The organism is Streptomyces sp. NPDC001492, from assembly GCF_053597275.1.
Genome location: NZ_JBSFHW010000012.1, coordinates 56447 through 76104 on the forward strand (window position 1 = coordinate 56447; position 19658 = coordinate 76104).

Below are 19658 nucleotides of genomic sequence, written 5' to 3' on the forward strand. Positions count from 1 at the left end.
TCAGTGACTGGCCGGTACCGGCACCCCCATCACCTCCCTCGCATGCCGGCTCGGCACCATGCCGAGCCGCCAGGCCTGCCAGCCCTCCTCCAGGTTCACGCCCCGCTCCAGCAGCAGCTGATACGCCTCCACGTAGTCGTCCAGCTTGCGGTCCCGCAGGGGGTGGCCGGTGCGGGAGAGCTGGGCCAGTTCCTCCTGGGCGACCGCCGTGCCGATCTCCACGCCGCCGGGGGCCGCGTAGGGGAGCAGGGTGCAGCGCAGGAAGCGGGCCCAGTCCGCGCCGCGCTGGTCGCCGTACGAGGTGAACAGGTCCACCGCGTCGTCGCACAGCGCCAGTGCCTGCTGGTTGCGGGCATTGCCCGCGTCCACGACCGCGAGTTCCAGGCAGGTCCAGGCCTCGCCGTGGGCGACGCCGATGCGCTGGAAGTCGGCCCGGGCGTCGACCAGGAGCTGGCGGGCGAAACCCGAGTTCCTGAGTGAGCCCGTCTGGGCGGCGCGCTGGTCGCGGGTGACTCTCGCCGAGTGGTGGCGGGCGCAGGCCAGGCCGTAGACGTCGCGCATACGGGAGAACATCGTGCGCGAGCGTTCCAGTTCGCGCACCGCGTGGTCGAGGTTGCCGGTCTCCTCCAGGGCCTGGCCCAGGTAGTAGACCGTCCAGGCCTCGCCACGGGCGTCCTCGTTGTCCCGGTGCCGGGAGGCCGCCTGCCGCAGGCCGTCCACCGCCGGGGACGGGTCGCCGGCGACGAGGCGGGCGCGGGCCAGCTGGGTGAGGGCCCAGGCCTCGCCGCGGGCGTCGCGGGTGCGGCCGTAGCGGTCGAGGGCCGCGTTCAGCTCGGACTCCGCGCGCGGCACGTCGCCCATGCGCAGCGACAGCTGGCCGAGCTGGAAGTGGGCCCACGCCTCGCCGTGCACGGACTCGCCGGCGCGGTGCAGGTCCAGGGACTCGGCGAGCAGGCGCAGCGCCTCCTGGACATGGCCGCGGTCGCGTTCCACCGCGGCCAGGGCGTGCATCGTCCAGCCGCGGTCCGTCGCCAGTTCGGGAGCCGCCTGCAGCTCCAGCGCCTCGCGCAGCTTCGCCGCCGCCTCCGTGAGGTTGCCCTGGTGGTGCAGGGTGATGCCCAGGGAGCACAGGGCCCGGGCCGCGCCCGCGTCGTGATGGGCCTCCATGTACAGGTCGACGACCGACGTGAGGGTCGTCCGCGCCTTGTCCAGCTCGCCCAGCTGACGGGCCGCGATGCCCGTGCGCCACTGCACGGAGCGGACCAGCAGACCCTGGTCGACGGCCTGCGCCAGTTCGCTGATCTCGCCCAGGCGGTAGAGGTCGCCGCGCAGCAGGCAGTAGTCGCACAGCGCGCCGAGCAGGCTCAGCACCGCAGCCTGGTTCACGCCCTCCGCGTGCCGCAGCGTGGAGGTGATGAAGCTCGACTCGTCGTCCAGCCAGCGCAGCGCCTCGTCCAGGGAGGTGAAGCCGTGCGGGCTGAAGCGGTCCGAGCGGGTCGACATGTTGCCGTCGACCAGCCGCAGCACCGAGTCGGCCAGGTTGGCATAGTTCACGATCAGGCGCTCCTGCGCGGCCGTGCGCTCGCTCGCCTCCTCCTCGTCCAGCAGCCGGGCCTGGGCGAAGGCCCGCACCAGGTCGTGGAGGCGGTAGCGGCTGCCGCGCACATGGTCGATGAGGCCCGCCCGGGAGAGCGCCACCAGATGCCGGGTCGCCTCCGTCTCGTCCGTCGCGAGGAGGGAGGCGGCCGCGGCGGCACCGAGGGAGGCACGTCCGGCCAGGGCCAGCCGGCGCAGCAGCCGGCGGGCCGCCTCCGACTGGTCGGTGTAGCGCAGCCACAGCACGCGCTCGATCGGTTCGACGGGGCCGTACGCCGCCAGGTCCGTGGCCAGCTGCCGCGGCGAGCGCGGGCCCAGCGACGAACCCGCGATGCTCAGCGCCAGCGGCAGCCCGCCGCACAGCTCCCGGATCCGGTCCGCCGCATCGGCGTCGTACGGCCCCGAGCTGTCCTGCGCCGCCGCGTCCAGCAGCTCCTCCGCGCCCGCCGCGTCCAGCGCCTCGACCGGCAGCGCGTGGACATGGGCCTGGAGGTCGGAGGGGAGTTCGATGGGCTCGCGGGCGGTGACCAGGACCAGGCTGTCGGAGCGCTCGGGGACGAGCGTACGGATCTGTTCCGGGTCCGAGGCGTCGTCGAGGACGACCGTGACCGGCAGGCCCGTCAGATGCTGGTGGTACAGCTCGCTCAGCCGCTTGACCTGCTGGTCGGGGGAGGAACGCTCGCGGAACAGCAGCTGCTCGCGGGGCGCGCCGAGCCGGTTCAGCAGGTGCAGCAGGGCGTCCCGGGTGGACAGCGGCGGCTCCTCCGGGCTGCCGCCGCGCAGGTCGACCACGCAGGCGCCGCGGAAGTAGTCCTTCAGGTCGTGCGTGGCGCGCATCGCGAGGGTCGTACGGCCGCTGCCGGGCGCCCCGTGCAGGATCACCACCGTCGGGCGGGTGTCCGTGCTCGCGCGGGACGCCTGCACCCACTGCCGAATGCGCGCCATCTCCTGCCGCCGCCCGGCGAAGGCCCCGGCGGGCTCCGGGAGCTGGGCGAACGACTGCGCCAGCACATTCCGCCCACGGGCCGCCGCGCTCTTGTCGGTGCCGCGCAGCTGCGGGCCCGGCTTCTTCGGGCCGGTGGATGCGGCGCGCACCCGCTGCTGGTCGAGGAACGGCCGGATGCCACGCACCTCCAGTGCCGTCAGCCACTGCAGCCGCAGCTGTTCAGGGCCGCCGGGCTGGTTCGCGGCGCCGGCCCGGTGGTGCGCGGCGGGCAGATGGGACCCTGCCACCTTGATCACGGTCGCCGCGGCGCCGATCACGCCGACCGTCACGCCGACTCCCACCGCCGTACCGGTGTCCGTGCCGAAGGCCAGGTCGGCCACCGCCGCCGCGACCGCCGCGACGACCGCCACCAGCAGGGGTGTCCCGGCGCCCTCCTTCGCGTATCTCTGCCCGAAGGTGAGCCGGTCGCCCTCCGCCTCGTCCAGGGCGCGTGTGTAGGCCTCGTACTCCTCGGCGGCCGTCTGGGCCATCGCGTCCAGCGCGCCGCGCGACCGCGAGAGCAGCACCGTCCCGTCGGTGCGTCCGCCCGTACGTCGTACCTCTTCCTCCACGGCCCGGGCCAACAGCCGTTCGGCATCCGCCCGATGGCTGTCCCGCATATCACGTCCCCCTCCGGCGCCAACTCCTTTGCCTACGAGTGTCCTTCGGGGAAGCCGTCAGCGACAGGGGGCGGCGATCACCGGCCTTCGGGACATGCCTGGCGCGTGCCGCCGGGGGTACTGCGGCAGGATGGACCTCATGCCGAACCGACTGGCTCACGAGACGTCCCCCTACCTGCTCCAGCACGCGGACAACCCCGTCGACTGGTGGCCGTGGTCGGCCGAGGCCTTCGAGGAGGCGCGCAAGAGCGGCAAACCGGTCCTGCTGAGCGTCGGGTACTCGAGTTGCCACTGGTGCCATGTCATGGCCCACGAGTCCTTCGAGGACCAGGCCACCGCCGACTTCCTCAACGAGCACTTCGTCAGCGTCAAGGTCGACCGCGAGGAGCGCCCCGACGTCGACGCCGTCTACATGGAGGCCGTCCAGGCCGCCACCGGCCAGGGCGGCTGGCCCATGACCGTGTTCCTCACGCCCGAGGCCGAGCCCTTCTACTTCGGCACGTACTTCCCGCCCGCCCCCCGCCACGGCAGCCCCTCCTTCCGGCAGATCCTGGAGGGCGTCCGCTCGGCGTGGTCGGACCGGCGGGACGAGGTCGCCGAGGTCGCCGGGAAGATCGTGCGGGACCTCGCCGGACGGGAGATCTCGTACGGCGACGCACAGGTCCCCGGCGAGGAGGAGCTCGCGCGGGCCCTGCTCGGGCTCACCCGCGAGTACGACCCGCAGCGCGGCGGGTTCGGCGGCGCGCCGAAGTTCCCGCCGTCCATGGTGATCGAGTTCCTGCTGCGCCACCATGCCCGCACCGGCGCCGAGGGCGCCCTGCAGATGGCCGCGGACACCTGCGAGCGGATGGCCCGCGGCGGGATCTACGACCAGCTCGGCGGCGGCTTCGCCCGCTACTCGGTCGACCGTGAGTGGGTCGTCCCGCACTTCGAGAAGATGCTCTACGACAACGCCCTGCTGTGCCGCGTGTACGCGCACCTGTGGCGGACCACCGGCTCCGAGCTCGCCCGCCGTGTCGCGCTGGAGACCGCCGACTTCATGGTCCGCGAACTGCGCACCGGCGAGGGCGGGTTCGCCTCCGCCCTCGATGCCGACAGCGACGACGGGACGGGCCGGCACGTCGAGGGCGCGTACTACGTGTGGACGCCCCAGCAGCTGACCGAAGTCCTCGGCGAGGAGGACGCCGAGCTCGCCGCCCACTACTTCGGCGTCACCGAGGAGGGCACCTTCGAGCACGGTCAGTCCGTTCTCCAACTCCCGCAGCAGGACGGCCTGTTCGACGCCGAGAAGATCGCCTCCATCCGTGAGCGGCTGCTCGACAGCCGGAGCCGGCGCCCCGCCCCCGGCCGCGACGACAAGGTGGTCGCCGCCTGGAACGGGCTCGCCGTCGCCGCCCTCGCCGAGACCGGCGCCTACTTCGACCGCCCCGATCTGGTCGAGGCCGCGGTCGGCGCCGCCGATCTGCTCGTACGGCTGCATCTGGACGAGCAGGCCCGCCTCGCCCGTACCAGCAAGGACGGCCGGGCCGGTGCCAACGCGGGGGTGCTGGAGGACTACGCCGATGTCGCCGAGGGCTTCCTCGCACTCGCGTCGGTCACCGGCGAGGGCGTCTGGCTCGAGTTCGCCGGGTTCCTGCTCGACCACGTCCTGGCCCGTTTCGTCGACGCCGAGTCCGGCAGTCTCTACGACACCGCCGCCGACGCCGAGCAGCTGATCCGCCGGCCGCAGGACCCCACCGACAACGCCACGCCGTCCGGCTGGACCGCCGCCGCGGGCGCCCTGCTGAGCTATGCCGCCCACACCGGCGCCGAGCCCCATCGGGCCGCCGCGGAACGGGCGTTGGGCGTGGTCAAGGCGCTCGGGCCGCGGGTGCCGCGTTTCATCGGCTGGGGGCTCGCCGTCGCCGAGGCCCTCCTCGACGGGCCGCGGGAGGTCGCGATCGTCGGCCCGTCGCTCGACGACCCCGCCACAAGGACCCTGCACCGCACGGCACTTCTGGGCGGCGCCCCGGGCGCGGTCGTGGCCGTAGGGCCTCCGGAGAGTGACGAGTTTCCGCTCCTCGTCGACCGGCCGCTCCAGCAGGGTCAACCTGCGGCTTACGTCTGCCGCAACTTCACCTGTGATGCCCCGACCACCGACCCGGACCGGTTGCGCACCGCGCTGACCAGCTGAAACGCCGTCAGGCGAGGGGGTGGTCACGCAATCGCTGTTCGAATTGCTCACTCGCGGGCTCGTTGTCAGGAAACGCGCTCTTCATGGAAACGGACTGCGGACTTCACAGATCAGCCTTAATGTCTACACAGTTCCGCGACAGATGTGACGTCTGTTGCGGCAGGGGGCATTGGGGATCTGGGGGGATTCTGTTGCTGACGTCTGTCTTCATCGCTGCCGTCTCACTGGCCTTGTTCTGGATGGCGGCCTTCACCCTGTGGTGGCAGATGCACGCGTGGCGCACGCCCGAAGTGCTCGCCTCCACCCGGTTCAGCAGACCGGACGGGGACGAACACGTGTCGTTCTCGCTGCTGCTGCCGGCGCGGCACGAACAGGCCGTGCTGGACCACACCATCCAGCGCCTGCTGGAGTCCACGCACACCGACTTCGAGATCATCGTGATCGTGGGTCACGACGACCCCGAGACCACGGCGGTGGCCGAGGCGGCCGCCGAACGCGATGCGCGCGTCCGTGTCGTCGTCGACACCCACGAGAAGAAGAACAAGCCGAAGGCCATGAACACGGCGCTGCCGCACTGCCGCGGTGATGTCGTCGGGGTCTTCGACGCCGAGGACCAGGTCCACCCCGAGCTCCTCGCGCATGTCGACCACGCCTTCCGCACCACGCACGCGGACGTGGTGCAGGGCGGCGTCCAGCTCATCAACTTCCACTCCAGCTGGTACTCCCTGCGCAACTGCCTGGAGTACTTCTTCTGGTTCCGCTCCCGGCTGCATCTGCACGCGCAGAAGGGGTTCATCCCGCTCGGCGGCAACACCGTCTTCGTACGGACGGACGTGCTCAGGGAGGCCGACGGCTGGGACCCCAACTGCCTGGCCGAGGACTGCGACCTGGGCGTACGGCTGTCCAGCGTCGGCAAGAAGGTCGTCGTCGCCTACGACTCCGACATGGTCACCCGCGAGGAGACACCCGGAAGCCTCATGTCGCTGCTGAAGCAGCGCACCCGCTGGAACCAGGGCTTCCTCCAGGTCTACCGGAAGAAGGACTGGAAGCAGCTGCCGGGCTTCGGGCAGCGGCTGCTCGCCCGGTACACGTTGATGACCCCGTTCCTGCAGGCCTTCTCCGGGGTGGTCATCCCGCTCAACGCGGCGGTCGCGCTCTTCCTGGACGTGCCCGTCGGAATCGCCTTCCTCACCTTCCTGCCGCTGGTCACCGCGGCGGTCACCTTCGTCTTCGAGGTCGTCGGACTGCACGACTTCGGCAAGCAGTACGGGCTCCGCGTCCGCCTCGTCCACTACCTCAAGCTGGTCGTGGGCGGCCCCTTCTACCAGGTCCTCCTCGCCGGGGCCGCGATCCGCGCCGTATGGCGTGAGCAGCGCGGCCGCAACGACTGGGAGCTGACCAGCCACGTCGGCGCACATCTGAACAACACAGCGGTACTCCGAGAGGACGTCCCTGCGTGACCTCCACCCTTCCCGCGGTGACCTCTCAGAAGGTCCCCGCGCAGCGCCAGCCTGCGCCCGAAACCGGTTCGACCGGCCCGACGGCGCCACCCCGACGCCTCCGTTCCTCCCGCCCCGACCTCCTGCTGTGCGGCGCGCTCCTCGTGGCGATCCTCGTCGTGCAGGGCTGGAACATCGCCGACTACCCGACGCTCAGCGACGACGAGGGCACCTACCTCGCCCAGGCCTGGGCGGTCCAGAAGGGCAGCGGCCTGGCCCACTACACCTACTGGTACGACCATCCGCCCCTCGGCTGGATCCAGATAGCCCTGCTCACCTGGATCCCGTCCTGGCTCAGCCCCGGCTCGATGACCGTCGGCTCCATGCGGGCGGTGATGCTGATCGTCTCCGCGGTCAGCGCGGTCCTCGTCTACGTCCTCGCCCGCCGCCTGTCGCTGCCTCGCTGGGCCGCAGGGCTCGCGATGGTCCTGTTCGGCCTCTCGCCGCTCTCCGTCGTCCTCCAGCGCGAGATCTTCCTCGACAACCTCGCGGTGATGTGGACGCTCCTCGCCTTCACCCTCGCCGCCTCCCCGAGCCGCCACCTCTGGCACCACTTCGGCGCGGGCCTCGCGGCCGCCACGGCGGTGCTCACCAAGGAGACGATGCTCGTCGTCCTCCCCGCGCTGTTCGTCACCATGTGGCGGCACAGCCACCGCGACACCCGCAAGTTCGCGGTGACGGGAGCCGTCACGGCCTGCGCCCTGATCGGTCTGAGCTACCCCCTCTTCGCCCTGCTGAAGGGCGAGTTGTTCCCGGGCGGCGGACACGTCTCGCTCTTCGACGGCGTCAAGTACCAGATGACCAGGCCGGGTTCGGGCTTCGTCCTCGACCGTGGCTCCGGCTCCTGGGGCGTCCTGCACTCGTGGCTCTACTACGACCGCGTCCTGCCGCTGGGCGGCCTCGCCGGCGCGCTGCTGCTGGTGGCCACCTGGCGCTGGTCGGTCACCGCCCGCGCCCTGGCCGGACCGGCCCTCACGGTCGCGATCCTCACCGCGCTGGCCCTGCGGCCCAATGGCTATCTCCCCGCGATGTACGTCATCCAGGCGCTGCCCTTCCTCGCCCTGGTCCTCGCCGGGGGCACCGCCTCCGTCGCGCACGCCGTGCTGCGCAGGTGGCGGCGCCCCGACGCACCGCGCTGGACGACGTACGGCCGCTACACCCTCGCCGCCGTCCTGGCGCTCGCCGCCGGCGCCTACGTCGTCCCGAAGTGGTACGACGGCGACCGCACCGCGGTCACCGCCGACGCCAACGCCCCCTACCGGTCCGCCTCCAAGTGGCTGGCCACCGAGGTCGCGCACCCGAAGGACACCCGCGTCCTGGTCGACGACGCGCTCTGGCTGGACCTGGTGCACGAGGGCTACCGGCCGGGACTCGGCGTCATCTGGTTCTACAAGGCCGACCTCGACCCGGCCGTGACGAAGACGATGCCGCACGGCTGGAAGGACCTCGACTACGTGGTCGCCTCCCCGACGGTGCGGCGCGACGCGGTGGACCTGCCCCACGTCAGGGCGGCCATCGAGCACTCCACTCCGGTCGCCACCTTCGGTACCGGTCCCGACCGCATCGAGATCCGGCAGATCCAGACCGCCTCCGGAGGCGTCCGATGACCCACGAGTACACCGCCCCCGGGGAACTCGACGACCCCGCCGTACGCGGCGCCGAAGTCGCCGAGCCCGGCGCCGTCACCCTCGTCGTGCCGACGTACAACGAGTCCGCGAACATCCGCGAACTCCTGCACCAGATCACCGAGTCGGTGCCGTCCCGGCTGCCCTGCGAGGTCGTCTTCGTCGACGACTCCACCGACGACACCCCCGAGGTGATCCACGAGGCGGCCAAGGACTGCCCCTTCCCGGTCACCGTGCTGCACCGGGAGGAGCCGGTCGGCGGGCTCGGGGGCGCGGTCGTCGAGGGGATGAAGGCGGCGGGCTCGGACTGGATCGTCGTCATGGACGGCGACTGCCAGCACCCGCCGTCCCTGGTGCCGGAGTTGGTGGCCACCGGCGAGCGCGCGAACGCCGGGCTGGTCGTCGCCTCCCGGTACATCAAGGGCGGCAGCCGCGCGGGGCTGGCCGGCAGCTACCGGGTGGCCGTCAGCCGCGGGGCCACCTGGCTGACCAAATGCCTGTTCCCGCGCAGACTGCGTGGCATCAGCGACCCGATGAGCGGCTTCTTCGCGATCCGCCGCAGCGACATCGCGGCCGAGGCCCTGAGGCCCCTCGGCTACAAGATCCTCCTGGAGCTGGCGGTCCGCAGCCGCCCCCGCCAGGTCACCGAGGTGCCCTTCGTCTTCCAGGACCGCTTCGCGGGGGAGTCCAAGTCGTCCGCGCAGGAGGGCTTCCGCTTTCTGCGCCATCTCGTCGGCCTGCGCACCGCCTCGCCCGTGGCGCGCATGGTGGCCTTCGGGCTGATCGGCGCGAGCGGCTTCCTGCCGAACCTGTTCGGGCTGTGGGCGCTGACGGTCGCCGGTCTGCACTACGTACCGGCCGAGATCCTCGCCAACCAGTTCGGCGTCGCCTGGAACTTCGTCCTCATCGAGCACCTGCTCTTCCGCGACCGCCGCGCACACCGGCGCTGGTGGGACCGCCTCGGCCGGTTCGCGCTGCTCGCCAACGCCGACCTGGTGCTGCGCATCCCGCTGATCGCGCTGTTCGTGAACCGGTTCGGGATGGGTGCGCTGACCGCCACCGCGCTCGCGCTGGTCACGACCTTCGTTCTGCGCTTCGTCGGGACCGAAGCGCTGGTCTACCTCCCGCGCAGGGGCCGCGGGAAGAGCACAGCAGCAAGGAGAGCCGTGTGAACCAATTCCGCAGGAGAACCGCACTGGTCGGGGTGGGGGCCCTGACCGCCGGTCTGCTCCTCACCTCACCCCAGCCCGCCGAGGCCGCCAACCTCGTCAAGAACCCGGGCTTCGAGACGGACGGCACGGGCGGGATGCCGTACTGCTGGGAGAAGTCCGGCTGGGGCGACAACGACTTCACCTTCGAGACGACGAGCGACGCCCACAGCGGGTCCAGGGCGATGAAGGTCTCGCTCACCCGCCGCGTCGACGGCGACCGCAAGGCGCTGATCACCGAGTCGACGGAGTGCGCGCCGGTGGTGACGGCGGGCAAGCAGTACGACCTGTCGCTCTGGTACAAGACGACCACACCGGACGCGAACATCACCCTGTTCCGGCACGACACCACGGCCGGCTGGCAGTACTGGACCGACCTCAAAACCCTGGAGATGCAGGGGAGCTGGACCCGGGCGACGGTCCGCACGCCCGAGGTCCCGGCCGGCACCGACCGCATCACCTGGGGTGTCTCCGTCTACGGCACCGGCTCGGCGACCACCGACGACTACACGATGGACCAGGTCCCCGACGTCACCCCGCCCGCCACCTGCACCGGCACGGCGGACGAGTGCGCGAACGGCCGCTGGGACGTGCTGCCCACGCAGAACCCGGTGCGCTCCATGCACTCGGTCGTCCTCAACAACGGCAAGGTGCTGCTGATCGCGGGCTCCGGCAACAGCGAGGAGAACTTCAACGCGGGCACCTTCACCTCCGCCGTCTACAACCCGGCCGACGGCTCCTACAAGGTCATCCCGACCCCGAAGGACATGTTCTGCTCCGGCCACATCCAGCTCCAGGACGGCCGGGTCCTCGTACTGAGCGGCAACAAGGCGTTCCCGACGGCGGACGGATCGCACGGCTACGAGGGCTACAAGGACTCGTACATCTTCGATCCGAAGACCGAGACCTACAGCAAGACCAACGACCTCAACGACGGCCACTGGTACCCGTCGGCGACCGAACTCGGCAACGGTGACGTCGTCTCCTTCGGTGGTCTGCGCGAGGACTCGACCGGCTCGGTGACCGCCGAGTACTGGTCGAACGCCCAGCAGAAGTGGCTGGCGCTGTGGCAGGTCAACCAGACCTGGTCGTACTGGGGTCTGTACCCGTCGATGATCCTGATGCAGGACGGCCGCCTGTTCTACTCGGGCAGCCATGTCTTCGGCAACAACATCCCCGGCACCGGCTCGGCGATCTACGACTACAACGCCAACACGGTCACGCAGGTCCCGGGCCTGCAGAACAAGGACCAGCGCGACCAGTCCGCGAGCGTGCTGCTGCCCCCGGCGCAGAACCAGAAGGTCCTCACCATCGGCGGCGGCAACATCGAATCCAACCCGGACGCCAACCGTCTGACGGACGTCATCGACCTCAAGCAGGCCAACCCGTCGTACGTCGCCGGGCCGCCGGTCCCGCAGGGCACGGTCGACCTCGGCAACGGCAAGATCCCCGAGACCGGCAACCAGGGCAAGATGTACGTCTCCGCGGTGCTGCTGCCGGACGGCAAGGTCCTGGAGACCGGCGGCGGTCTGCACAACCGGGCCAACCCGGTCTACGAGGCCTCGCTCTACGACCCGGACTCGAACACGTTCGACCCGGTGGCCGCCGACCCCGAGGCCCGCGGCTACCACTCCTCCGCGTTCCTGCTGCCCGACGGCCGGGTGATGGCGACCGGTGACAACCCGGGCAACGGCACCTGGAACCACAACGTGTCGATCTACACCCCGCCCTATCTCCTCAAGGGCGAGCGCCCGACGATCACTTCGATGATCAACACGGAGTGGCACTACGGCGACACCCAGCGGATCACCGTCGACCACCCCGTCGTCAAGGCCGAGTTGATCCGCCCGGCCGCCGTCACCCACTCCTCCGACCCGAACCAGCGGTTCGTCGACCTGCCGCTGTCCGTCGACGGCAACAATGTCGACCTGAACGTGACGAGCAACCCCAATGTGGCCCCGCCCGGCTGGTACATGCTCTTCGCGGTCGACGCCAACGGGGTCCCGTCGGTGGCCAAGTGGGTGCACCTCCAGGGCCCGCAGGCCCTGAGCGCCACCACCGCCGACGCCCACGTCCACTCCTTCGCCGACTCCCTGTCGGGCAAGGTCGCGGGGCCCGGCAAGAAGCGCACCTCGGTCAAGGTCCCCGTCACCGTCTCCGGCTGCGACCGGCACTACGGCTCGGTCAACGTGTGTGTGCCGACCGTGTTCCCGCCGGGCGTGAAGGCGACGGCCACGTCCCGCTGCACCTGGCTCAAGCAGAACCACTACGGCCGCCTGAAGGTCAACGGCAGGGACGACCCGCTCGGCCTCGACCCGAACAAGGACGGTCTGGCCTGCGGAAAGGCGGATCTGAGGAAGAGCTAGCCCGCGAACTCCTCCAGGGCGCGCTCCACGATGGCCACCAGCTGTTCGTGGTGCGCGCCCTTCCAGTAGGCGCGGCCGCAGTCCCGGCACTGCGCGAAGACGTCGTACGACCGGTGCGTGCCGCCGTGCAGCTGGTCGGCCACCTCTTCCTTGGTGGCCTCCTTCAGCAGCCCGTTGCAGGCGGTGCAGCGTGTCCAGGGCCTGAGTTCGGGCCGGAACCGGTCGAGGACGTCTCGGAGTTGGTCCTCGGGCCGGGTGCTGTAGACATACCCCCCGGCCCACAGCTCGCGGCGGCGCAGCAGGCCCCGGTCGCGGCTGAGCATGACCCGCTGCTCGGCGGCCGAGCGGGCGGCGAGAGCCGGGTCGCCGATGTCCTTCGACTCGTACGCCGTGTCCACACCGAGCAGGCGCAGCCGGCGCGCGAGTGTGCCGAGGTGGACGTCGAGGAGGAAGCGCAGGGGAGCGCCGGGGACCTGCTGGGGGCGGTCGACGGGCCGGACCTGCACGGTGTCGCCCGCGGCGGGGACGTACGAGTGCGGCACCTCGCGGCCGTTCACCCACAGCGTCCCGACCTCGGTCAGCGGGACGCCGGCCGACTCGACGACGTGGCCGAGGGAGGAGACGCCGTCGGTGGCGAGCCTCCGCTCCAGGTTGTGCTGGACGAACACGGCCAGGTCAGGGGCGAACTCGACATGGATCTCGGGACCGTTCACCCGGTCAGGATGTCACGGGAGGGGACGCCGGGCTCAGGGCTTTTCGGTGGGGAGACCGTGTTCGAGGACGTCCAGGGCGCGGTTCATGAGTGTCCCGAGATCGCCCGCGAAGTCGTTCTCCGCCCAGTACATGCTGACCTCCATGAGGCCGCCGATGAGGGACATCGCGTAGACGCGGACCTCGAGGCCGTCCGGGTCCAGGCCGAAGCGCTCGGCGATGGCCCCCCGCATCTGGCGCCCGCTCTCCGCCATGCTCTCGTACATCCGGGAACGGACGGCCGGGACCTGGACCCCGAGATGTGCCCGGAGCCGGATCACCTCGGGGCCCTCCCGCGCCATGAGGTCCAGCGCCTTGTGCACGATGTGCCGCACCGACTCGATCCACGACTCGTCGGCGGGCCGCGCCCGCAACTCCTCCAGCATCAGCGGGTCGTACGCGTCCGCGAGGACGATGTCCTCCTTGGCCGGGAAGTACCGGAAGACGGTCGACGGCGACACCTCGGCCCGCTCGGCGATCTGCTCGATGGTGGTGGCGTCGTAGCCCTGCTCCCCGATCAGCGCGTAGGTCGCCGTGCGGATCGCCTCACGTGTCTTGATCTTCTTGCGTTCGCGCAGGCCGAGCCGGGGGCGGTCGGCGGGGGAGAGGGGGGAACGTGCGGCCGTCATGCGGCTCATTGTCGGGCATCGGCCGCCGGGGCGACGCTGTGCGCCGCGACCACGGAGTCCCCGGCGGTGTCGGCGGCTTTGGCGGGCGGCCCGGTGACGTCGAGCGGGTCGCGGGGCAGGGCGGTGACCGAGAGCCACAGCGCGGTGTGGCCGTAGCCGGAGCCGACCAGGACGCCGCCCGTCATCGGCAGCAGGCGTACGCCGGTGCCGAGGGCGTCGCTGTCTGCTTCGGGCCTGCAGAAAGGGCCACGGCCTGGAAGCCGTGGCCCTGCGGTGCTGCGAGGTACTACCCGTGCTGGTACGCCACCAGCGAGATGCCGACGTAGTGGACGACGAACGCGGCGAGCGTGAACGAGTGGAAGACCTCGTGGAAGCCGAACCAGCGCGGTGACGGGTTGGGCCGCTTGATGCCGTAGATCACGCCGCCCGCGCTGTAGAGGAGACCGCCCACGATCACCAGGACCAGCACCGCGATGCCGCCCGCGCGCATGAAGTCCGGCAGGAAGAAGACGGCCGCCCAGCCCATCGCGATGTAGCAGGGGGTGTACAGCCAGCGCGGGGCGCCGACCCAGAAGACCCGGAAGACGATGCCCGCCGCCGCGGCACCCCAGATGCCCCACAGCAGCCACTGCCCCTTCGCCCCCGGCAGCAGCAGCATCGTCAGCGGTGTGTACGTGCCCGCGATGATCAGGAAGATGTTGGCGTGATCGAGCCTGCGCAGGACGCCGTCCATGCGCGGGCTCCAGTTCCCCCGGTGGTACAGCGCGCTCACGCCGAACAGCAGGCAGGCCGTCAGGGCGAAGATTCCGCAGGCGATGCGCCCTCTGGTCGAGTCCGCGAGGGCCGTGAGCACCAGGCCCGAGACGAGTGCGGCGGGGAACATGCCCAGGTGCAGCCAGCCGCGGAGCTTCGGCTTGATCGGCTCGGCGAGCTGCTGGGCGTGCTGCTTGATCTGGTGCGGGATGGAGGGCGCGTCGGAACCACGGCCTGCGGCCGGCGTGTCCGTTGGCGCGTCGGGGACGGGCGCAGTCATGCCCTGCATCGTACCTACGGGACCGTAAGTTGCGGATGAGTGCGGGCCGAGAACGGGCCAAGAGTGGCCATCATCTCACGGCAGTTGCGCCTGCGGCCGTCGGGCAAAAGAACCTTCAGATGAACTCAACGTGCACGCAAAAACACGCTTGGAAACACTCTCTCGCGTGACGATCCCCACTCCGCTCACCTGTGAGACCCTCTGGACATATGGGCACTCTCGTCGGATGATCAAATGAGTGCGGTCGGCACCGGATGAGCGCTGAAGATCCAGCCACGGAGCATCCGGGCCGCAGCCCCCACGGGGCCTCCAAAACAAAAATCCCTCATTTAGGAGCAATCGTGGCGCGCGACAACGCGGCTCCCACCGTCATCCCCACCAAGCATCAGGAACTGGTCTCGTGGGTGAACGAGATCGCCGAACTGACTCAGCCGGACAACGTGGTCTGGTGTGACGGATCCGAGGCCGAGTACGAGCGCCTGTGCGAGGAGCTCGTCGAAAAGGGCACGTTCAGGAAACTCGACCCGATCAAGCGCCCGAACTCCTACTACGCGGCCTCCGACCCGACCGACGTCGCGCGCGTCGAGGACCGCACCTTCATCTGCTCCGAGAAGGAGGAGGACGCGGGCCCGACCAACCACTGGAAGGCCCCCGACGAGATGCGGGAGATCTTCCAGGGCGAGAAGGGCGTCTTCCGCGGCTCGATGAAGGGCCGGACGATGTACGTCGTCCCGTTCTGCATGGGCCCCCTCGGCTCGTACCTCTCCGCGATCGGTGTCGAGATCACCGACTCCGCCTATGTCGCGGTCTCCATGCGCACGATGACCCGCATGGGCCAGCCGGTCCTCGACGAGCTCGGCTCCGACGGCTTCTTCGTCAAGGCCGTGCACACCCTCGGAGCGCCCCTGGAGGACGGCGAGAAGGACGTCCCCTGGCCGTGCAACTCGACCAAGTACATCTCGCACTTCCCCGAGAGCCGCGAGATCTGGTCCTACGGCTCCGGCTACGGCGGCAACGCGCTGCTCGGCAAGAAGTGCTACGCCCTGCGGATCGCGTCCGTCATGGCGCGCGACGAGGGCTGGCTGGCCGAGCACATGCTGATCCTGAAGCTCACCCCGCCGACCGGTGAGTCCAAGTACGTCGCCGCAGCCTTCCCGAGCGCCTGCGGCAAGACCAACCTCGCCATGCTGGAGCCCACGGTCTCCGGCTGGACGGTCGAGACGATCGGCGACGACATCGCCTGGATGCGCTTCGGCGAGGACGGCCGCCTGTACGCCATCAACCCGGAGGCCGGCTTCTTCGGCGTCGCGCCCGGCACGGGTGAGCACACCAACGCCAACGCGATGAAGACGCTGTGGGGCAACTCGGTCTTCACCAATGTGGCGCTCACCGACGACAACGACGTGTGGTGGGAGGGCATGACGGAGGAGACTCCGGCCCATCTGACGGACTGGAAGGGCAACGACTGGACGCCCGCGTCCGAGACCCCGGCCGCGCACCCCAACGCCCGCTTCACCACCCCCGCCGCGCAGTGCCCGATCATCGCGCCCGAGTGGGAGGACCCGAAGGGCGTGCCGATCTCGGCGATCCTCTTCGGCGGCCGCCGCGCCACGGCGGTCCCGCTGGTGACGGAGTCCTTCGACTGGAACCACGGCGTCTTCCTCGGCGCCAACGTGGCCTCGGAGAAGACCGCCGCCGCCGAGGGCAAGGTCGGCGAGCTGCGCCGCGACCCGTTCGCCATGCTGCCGTTCTGCGGCTACAACATGGGCGACTACATGGGTCACTGGATCGACGTGGCCAAGGACAAGGACCCGTCCAAGCTGCCCAAGATCTACTACGTCAACTGGTTCCGCAAGAACGACGAGGGCAAGTTCGTCTGGCCCGGCTTCGGTGAGAACAGCCGTGTCCTGAAGTGGATCGTCGACCGCCTCGACGGCAAGGCGGAGGGCGTCGAGACCCCGATCGGCATCCTGCCGACCAAGGAGGCCCTCGACACGGGCGGCCTCGAACTCTCCGAGTCCGACCTGGACTTCCTGCTCACGGTCGACAAGGAGGTCTGGCGCGAGGAGGCCGCCCTGGTCCCCGACCACCTCAACACCTTCGGCGACCACACCCCGAAGGAACTCTGGGACGAGTACCGGGCGCTGGTGGAGCGCCTCGGCTAGGCCCCACCCCCACAAATTCCGCGGTCGGCACGGATGCCCTGACCAGTGATCGTCACGGCCGGCCGCGGTGCGATTCGGCGAGGCCGCTTACAACGGCGTATGCGGCTCGTGGCCTGTCGTCGCCTTTCCGTCCGCCCCGACGGAAAGGCGACGACAGGCCTTCGTCGTTGGGGTGTCCGTGATCTGCGGGGTGCGGGGTCGTCGTGGCTGATCGCGCAGTTCCCCGCGCCCCTGAAGGCCCGCTGGACCGCAGTGGCTTTTCAGGGGCGCGGGGAACTGCGCGACAAGCCACAACGAACCGGCAGCCGCAGTCAGTCAGGAACCCCAAGGGCGAACAGGCGCCGCCGCCCGAGCCAACGCAGTGCTGTGGCACCCGGTCCGCGCGACGCTGCGGGTAGCACGCGGACCGGGGCCGTCGAAGGGAGCCCCCAGGGCTCAGCGGGACGCGAGTTCGCGCGGCTCCAGCGCCGCCGCATGTACGTCCATCTGCTCGGCGGCGAGAATCGCGGCCGCCGTATCCGCACGAGACGCCGCCACGACCAGCGCGCGTCCTGCGAGGGCGTGGGCCCGCTGGTGCAGCGCCTTGAGGTCGTCGGCCGGTGCCGCGGCCATGCGGACCGGCGCAACACCGCCCCGCAACCGGGCCACCTGCCCGGCGAGCCGCTCGGCCGCCGTGTCCAGCTCCTCGGACGGGGCAGCCGCCCGCAACTCGTCCGTGACAGCGAGCAGCGCCCCGAGATGGCCCGCGAGCTGGATGTCCAGCTCCTCCTCACGGGAGCGGTGCGGAAAGTCGGAGGTGGTGCCGGCCATCGCGCTGTGGACAGATCCCTTGCGGGAAGGAGGTGTGCGGATCGGTTCGTACATGGATGGCCTCCCGTGCTGTCAGGAAACCATCCTAGCTTAGATTCCGTCTAAAGTTGGCTGTAGCCGTCGAGGAAGTTCCCGATCCGGGTGACCGCGTCCCGCAGATCCCCGACCGACGGCAGGGTCACGACCCGGAAGTGGTCGGGCTCGGACCAGTTGAAACCGGTCCCCTGCACGACCATGATCTTCTCGCGGCGCAGCAGGTCCAGGACCATCCGCCGGTCGTCCTTGATCTTGAACACCTTGGGGTCGAGGCGCGGGAAGAGATACAGCGCGCCCTTCGGCTTCACGCAGGTCACGCCCGGGATCTGGGTGAGCAGCTCGTACGCGACGTCCCGCTGCTCCTTCAGCCGGCCGCCCGGCAGCACCAGGTCGTTGATGGTCTGCCGCCCGCTCAGCGCGGCGACCACGCCGTGCTGCCCCGGCATGTTCGCGCACAGGCGCATGTTCGCCAGGATCGTCAGACCCTCGATGTACGAGTCCGCGTGCGCGCGCGGTCCGGAGATCGCCATCCAGCCCACCCGGTAGCCCGCCACCCGGTACGCCTTCGACATGCCGTTGAAGGTGAGGGTCAGCAGGTCGGGGGCGACGGCGGCGGTCGGGGTGTGCGTGGCGCCGTCGTAGAGGATCTTGTCGTAGATCTCGTCCGAGCAGACCAGCAGGTTGTGGCGGCGGGCGATGTCGGTCAGGCCCTTGACCATCGCCTCGTCGTAGACGGCCCCCGTCGGGTTGTTGGGGTTGATGATGACGATCGCCTTGGTGCGGTCGGTGACCTTGCGTTCGACGTCGGCGAGGTCGGGCATCCAGTCGGACTGCTCGTCGCAGCGGTAGTGCACGGCCGTGCCGCCGGAGAGCGAGACGGCGGCGGTCCACAGGGGGTAGTCGGGCGACGGTACGAGGACCTCGTCGCCGTCGTCGAGCAGGCCCTGCATGGCCATCACGATCAGCTCGGAGACGCCGTTGCCGACGAAGACGTGCTCGACGTCGGTCTCGATGCCGAGGGTCTGGTTGTGCATGACGACCGCCCGGCGGGCGGCGAGCAGACCCTTCGCGTCGCCGTAGCCGTGCGCCGACGACACGTTGCGGAGGATGTCCTCCAGGATCTCGGGAGGGCATTCGAAGCCGAACGCCGCGGGGTTGCCGGTGTTCAGCTTGAGAATGCGGTGACCGGCCGCTTCCAGCCGCATCGCCTCCTCGAGCACCGGGCCCCGGATCTCGTAACAGACGTTGGCGAGCTTGGTCGACTGGATCACCTGCATGTCTGGGAGCTTACGGCCCGGTAACGCTTCTTGGCCCGTGTTATCCGCCACGTGAGACATGGGGTTTGGGTCGTTATCGCCGGTAGCTGTCCCACGGGCCCCGCCCGTCTCTACAATGCGCGGTCATGTCCAGGCCACCCGAGTACGAAGACGCGGCACCCCAGGGTCCGCCGAACGTGTATCACCCGCAGCCGGAGTCGGTCCCCTACGAGGAGTATGCCGATCCGGCCGTTGCGCACGGGTGGCTCAACGCGTATGACGAGACCCGGGAGATGCCTCCGGTGGTGGACGAGGCACCCGTGCCCCCGCCGGCGAAGGCGCCCGTGTCCCCGTCGGCGAACAGGCCCTCCCGGCGGAAGCCCAGGCGCTCCGCGGGGAGGCGGGCGAATGGTCGTCGGGCGTCTGACGGTCTGTGGGGGCTTGTCGCGCCCCGCGGCGGAGCCGCCAATCGATACAGCCCCGCGCCCCTGAAGGGGGTGTTGGTCGCCGGTGGTGTCGCTGTCGCCGTGATGGTGGGGCTCTCCCTCGCCGGGTCTTCCTCCGGGCCCTCCGGTGGCGCCCAGGGCAAGGAGGAGAGTGCCGCGCCGACGGTCGGTGACTCCGCGTCGCCTACGGCTTCCGAGGACGCGGGTCCCCCTGTCGGCGGCGGGGCCGAATCGCCCCCGGCGGCCTCCCCGAGCCCGAGTGTCTCCCCGAGCCGTACCGCGTCCGAGGGCGCGACCCGGGACCCCTCGGCCGGGGCTTCCACCGTGGGTGCCACGGCGACGCCCACTGCCACCGTGAGCGCATCGGGCCCGGGCCGCGCCGGCGGCAAGCCCGGACATGGGCAGGGCGGCACGAAGGGTCCCAAGCAGCCGTAGGGCCGGATGGGTTCTTGCCCAACCAC

The 19658-nt window shown here is 70.4% G+C and carries 12 protein-coding genes and 1 pseudogene; 6 read left to right on the forward strand and 7 right to left on the reverse strand.

Features of this window, described 5'->3' with window-relative positions; genetic code table 11:
• Nucleotides 1-3201, reverse strand: coding sequence for a tetratricopeptide repeat protein (locus tag ACWC1K_RS17470; RefSeq protein WP_450832242.1), 3201 nt, complete (start codon nt 3199-3201; stop codon nt 1-3).
• A 139-nt stretch (nt 3202-3340) separates the two neighbouring features.
• On the opposite strand from ACWC1K_RS17470, the gene ACWC1K_RS17475 reads away from it, so the two are divergent.
• From ACWC1K_RS17475 to ACWC1K_RS17495, 5 genes are all read left to right on the forward strand, one after another.
• Nucleotides 3341-5374, forward strand: a complete 2034-nt coding sequence (locus tag ACWC1K_RS17475) for a thioredoxin domain-containing protein (protein ID WP_450832244.1) — start codon at nt 3341-3343, stop codon at nt 5372-5374.
• A 191-nt stretch (nt 5375-5565) separates the two neighbouring features.
• On the forward strand, nt 5566-6834 hold the full coding sequence (locus ACWC1K_RS17480) for a glycosyltransferase (RefSeq protein WP_450832246.1): 1269 nt from the start codon (nt 5566-5568) through the stop codon (nt 6832-6834).
• Nucleotides 6831-8480, forward strand: coding sequence for an ArnT family glycosyltransferase (locus ACWC1K_RS17485; protein ID WP_450832248.1), 1650 nt, complete (start codon nt 6831-6833; stop codon nt 8478-8480). The genes ACWC1K_RS17480 and ACWC1K_RS17485 overlap by 4 nt, the downstream gene beginning before the upstream one ends.
• The gene (locus tag ACWC1K_RS17490) at nt 8477-9670 is read left to right on the forward strand and encodes a glycosyltransferase (protein WP_450832250.1); all 1194 of its coding nucleotides are present in this window, start codon (nt 8477-8479) and stop codon (nt 9668-9670) included. Before ACWC1K_RS17485 ends, ACWC1K_RS17490 begins: the two co-directional genes overlap by 4 nt.
• Nucleotides 9667-12072, forward strand: a complete 2406-nt coding sequence (locus ACWC1K_RS17495; RefSeq protein ID WP_450832252.1) for a galactose oxidase-like domain-containing protein — start codon at nt 9667-9669, stop codon at nt 12070-12072. Before ACWC1K_RS17490 ends, ACWC1K_RS17495 begins: the two co-directional genes overlap by 4 nt.
• On the opposite strand, the gene ACWC1K_RS17500 is transcribed toward ACWC1K_RS17495, so the two are convergent.
• The 4 genes and pseudogenes from ACWC1K_RS17500 to trhA form a co-directional block, all read right to left on the reverse strand.
• A complete protein-coding gene (locus ACWC1K_RS17500) occupies nt 12069-12785 on the reverse strand; it encodes a Mut7-C RNAse domain-containing protein (RefSeq protein WP_450832254.1) in 717 nt (238 codons plus the stop codon). The two genes, ACWC1K_RS17495 and ACWC1K_RS17500, sit on opposite strands and share 4 nt — an antisense overlap.
• Nucleotides 12786-12818: 33 nt before the next feature.
• Nucleotides 12819-13451, reverse strand: a complete 633-nt coding sequence (locus ACWC1K_RS17505) for a TetR/AcrR family transcriptional regulator (RefSeq protein WP_450832256.1) — start codon at nt 13449-13451, stop codon at nt 12819-12821.
• A gap of 20 nt (nt 13452-13471) precedes the next feature.
• Nucleotides 13472-13696, reverse strand: a pseudogene (locus tag ACWC1K_RS17510) (hypothetical protein); the annotation flags it as partial.
• 41 nt (nt 13697-13737) lie between these two features.
• Entirely contained in the window at nt 13738-14484 is a 747-nt protein-coding gene (gene trhA / locus ACWC1K_RS17515; protein WP_450832258.1) for a PAQR family membrane homeostasis protein TrhA, read from the reverse strand.
• Between the two features lie 341 nt (nt 14485-14825).
• Here trhA and ACWC1K_RS17520 point away from each other — a divergent pair, with 341 nt between their 5' ends.
• The gene (locus ACWC1K_RS17520) at nt 14826-16649 is read left to right on the forward strand and encodes a phosphoenolpyruvate carboxykinase (GTP) (protein ID WP_450832260.1); all 1824 of its coding nucleotides are present in this window, start codon (nt 14826-14828) and stop codon (nt 16647-16649) included.
• Nucleotides 16650-17084: 435 nt separating this feature from the next.
• Here ACWC1K_RS17520 and ACWC1K_RS17525 read toward each other — a convergent pair whose 3' ends face one another.
• Complete coding sequence (locus ACWC1K_RS17525) at nt 17085-17513, reverse strand: SCO4983 family protein (RefSeq protein ID WP_450832262.1); 429 nt, start codon at nt 17511-17513, stop codon at nt 17085-17087.
• A gap of 47 nt (nt 17514-17560) precedes the next feature.
• Entirely contained in the window at nt 17561-18772 is a 1212-nt protein-coding gene (locus ACWC1K_RS17530; protein ID WP_450832264.1) for a pyridoxal phosphate-dependent aminotransferase, read from the reverse strand.
• Between the last annotated feature and the right edge of the window lie 886 nt (nt 18773-19658).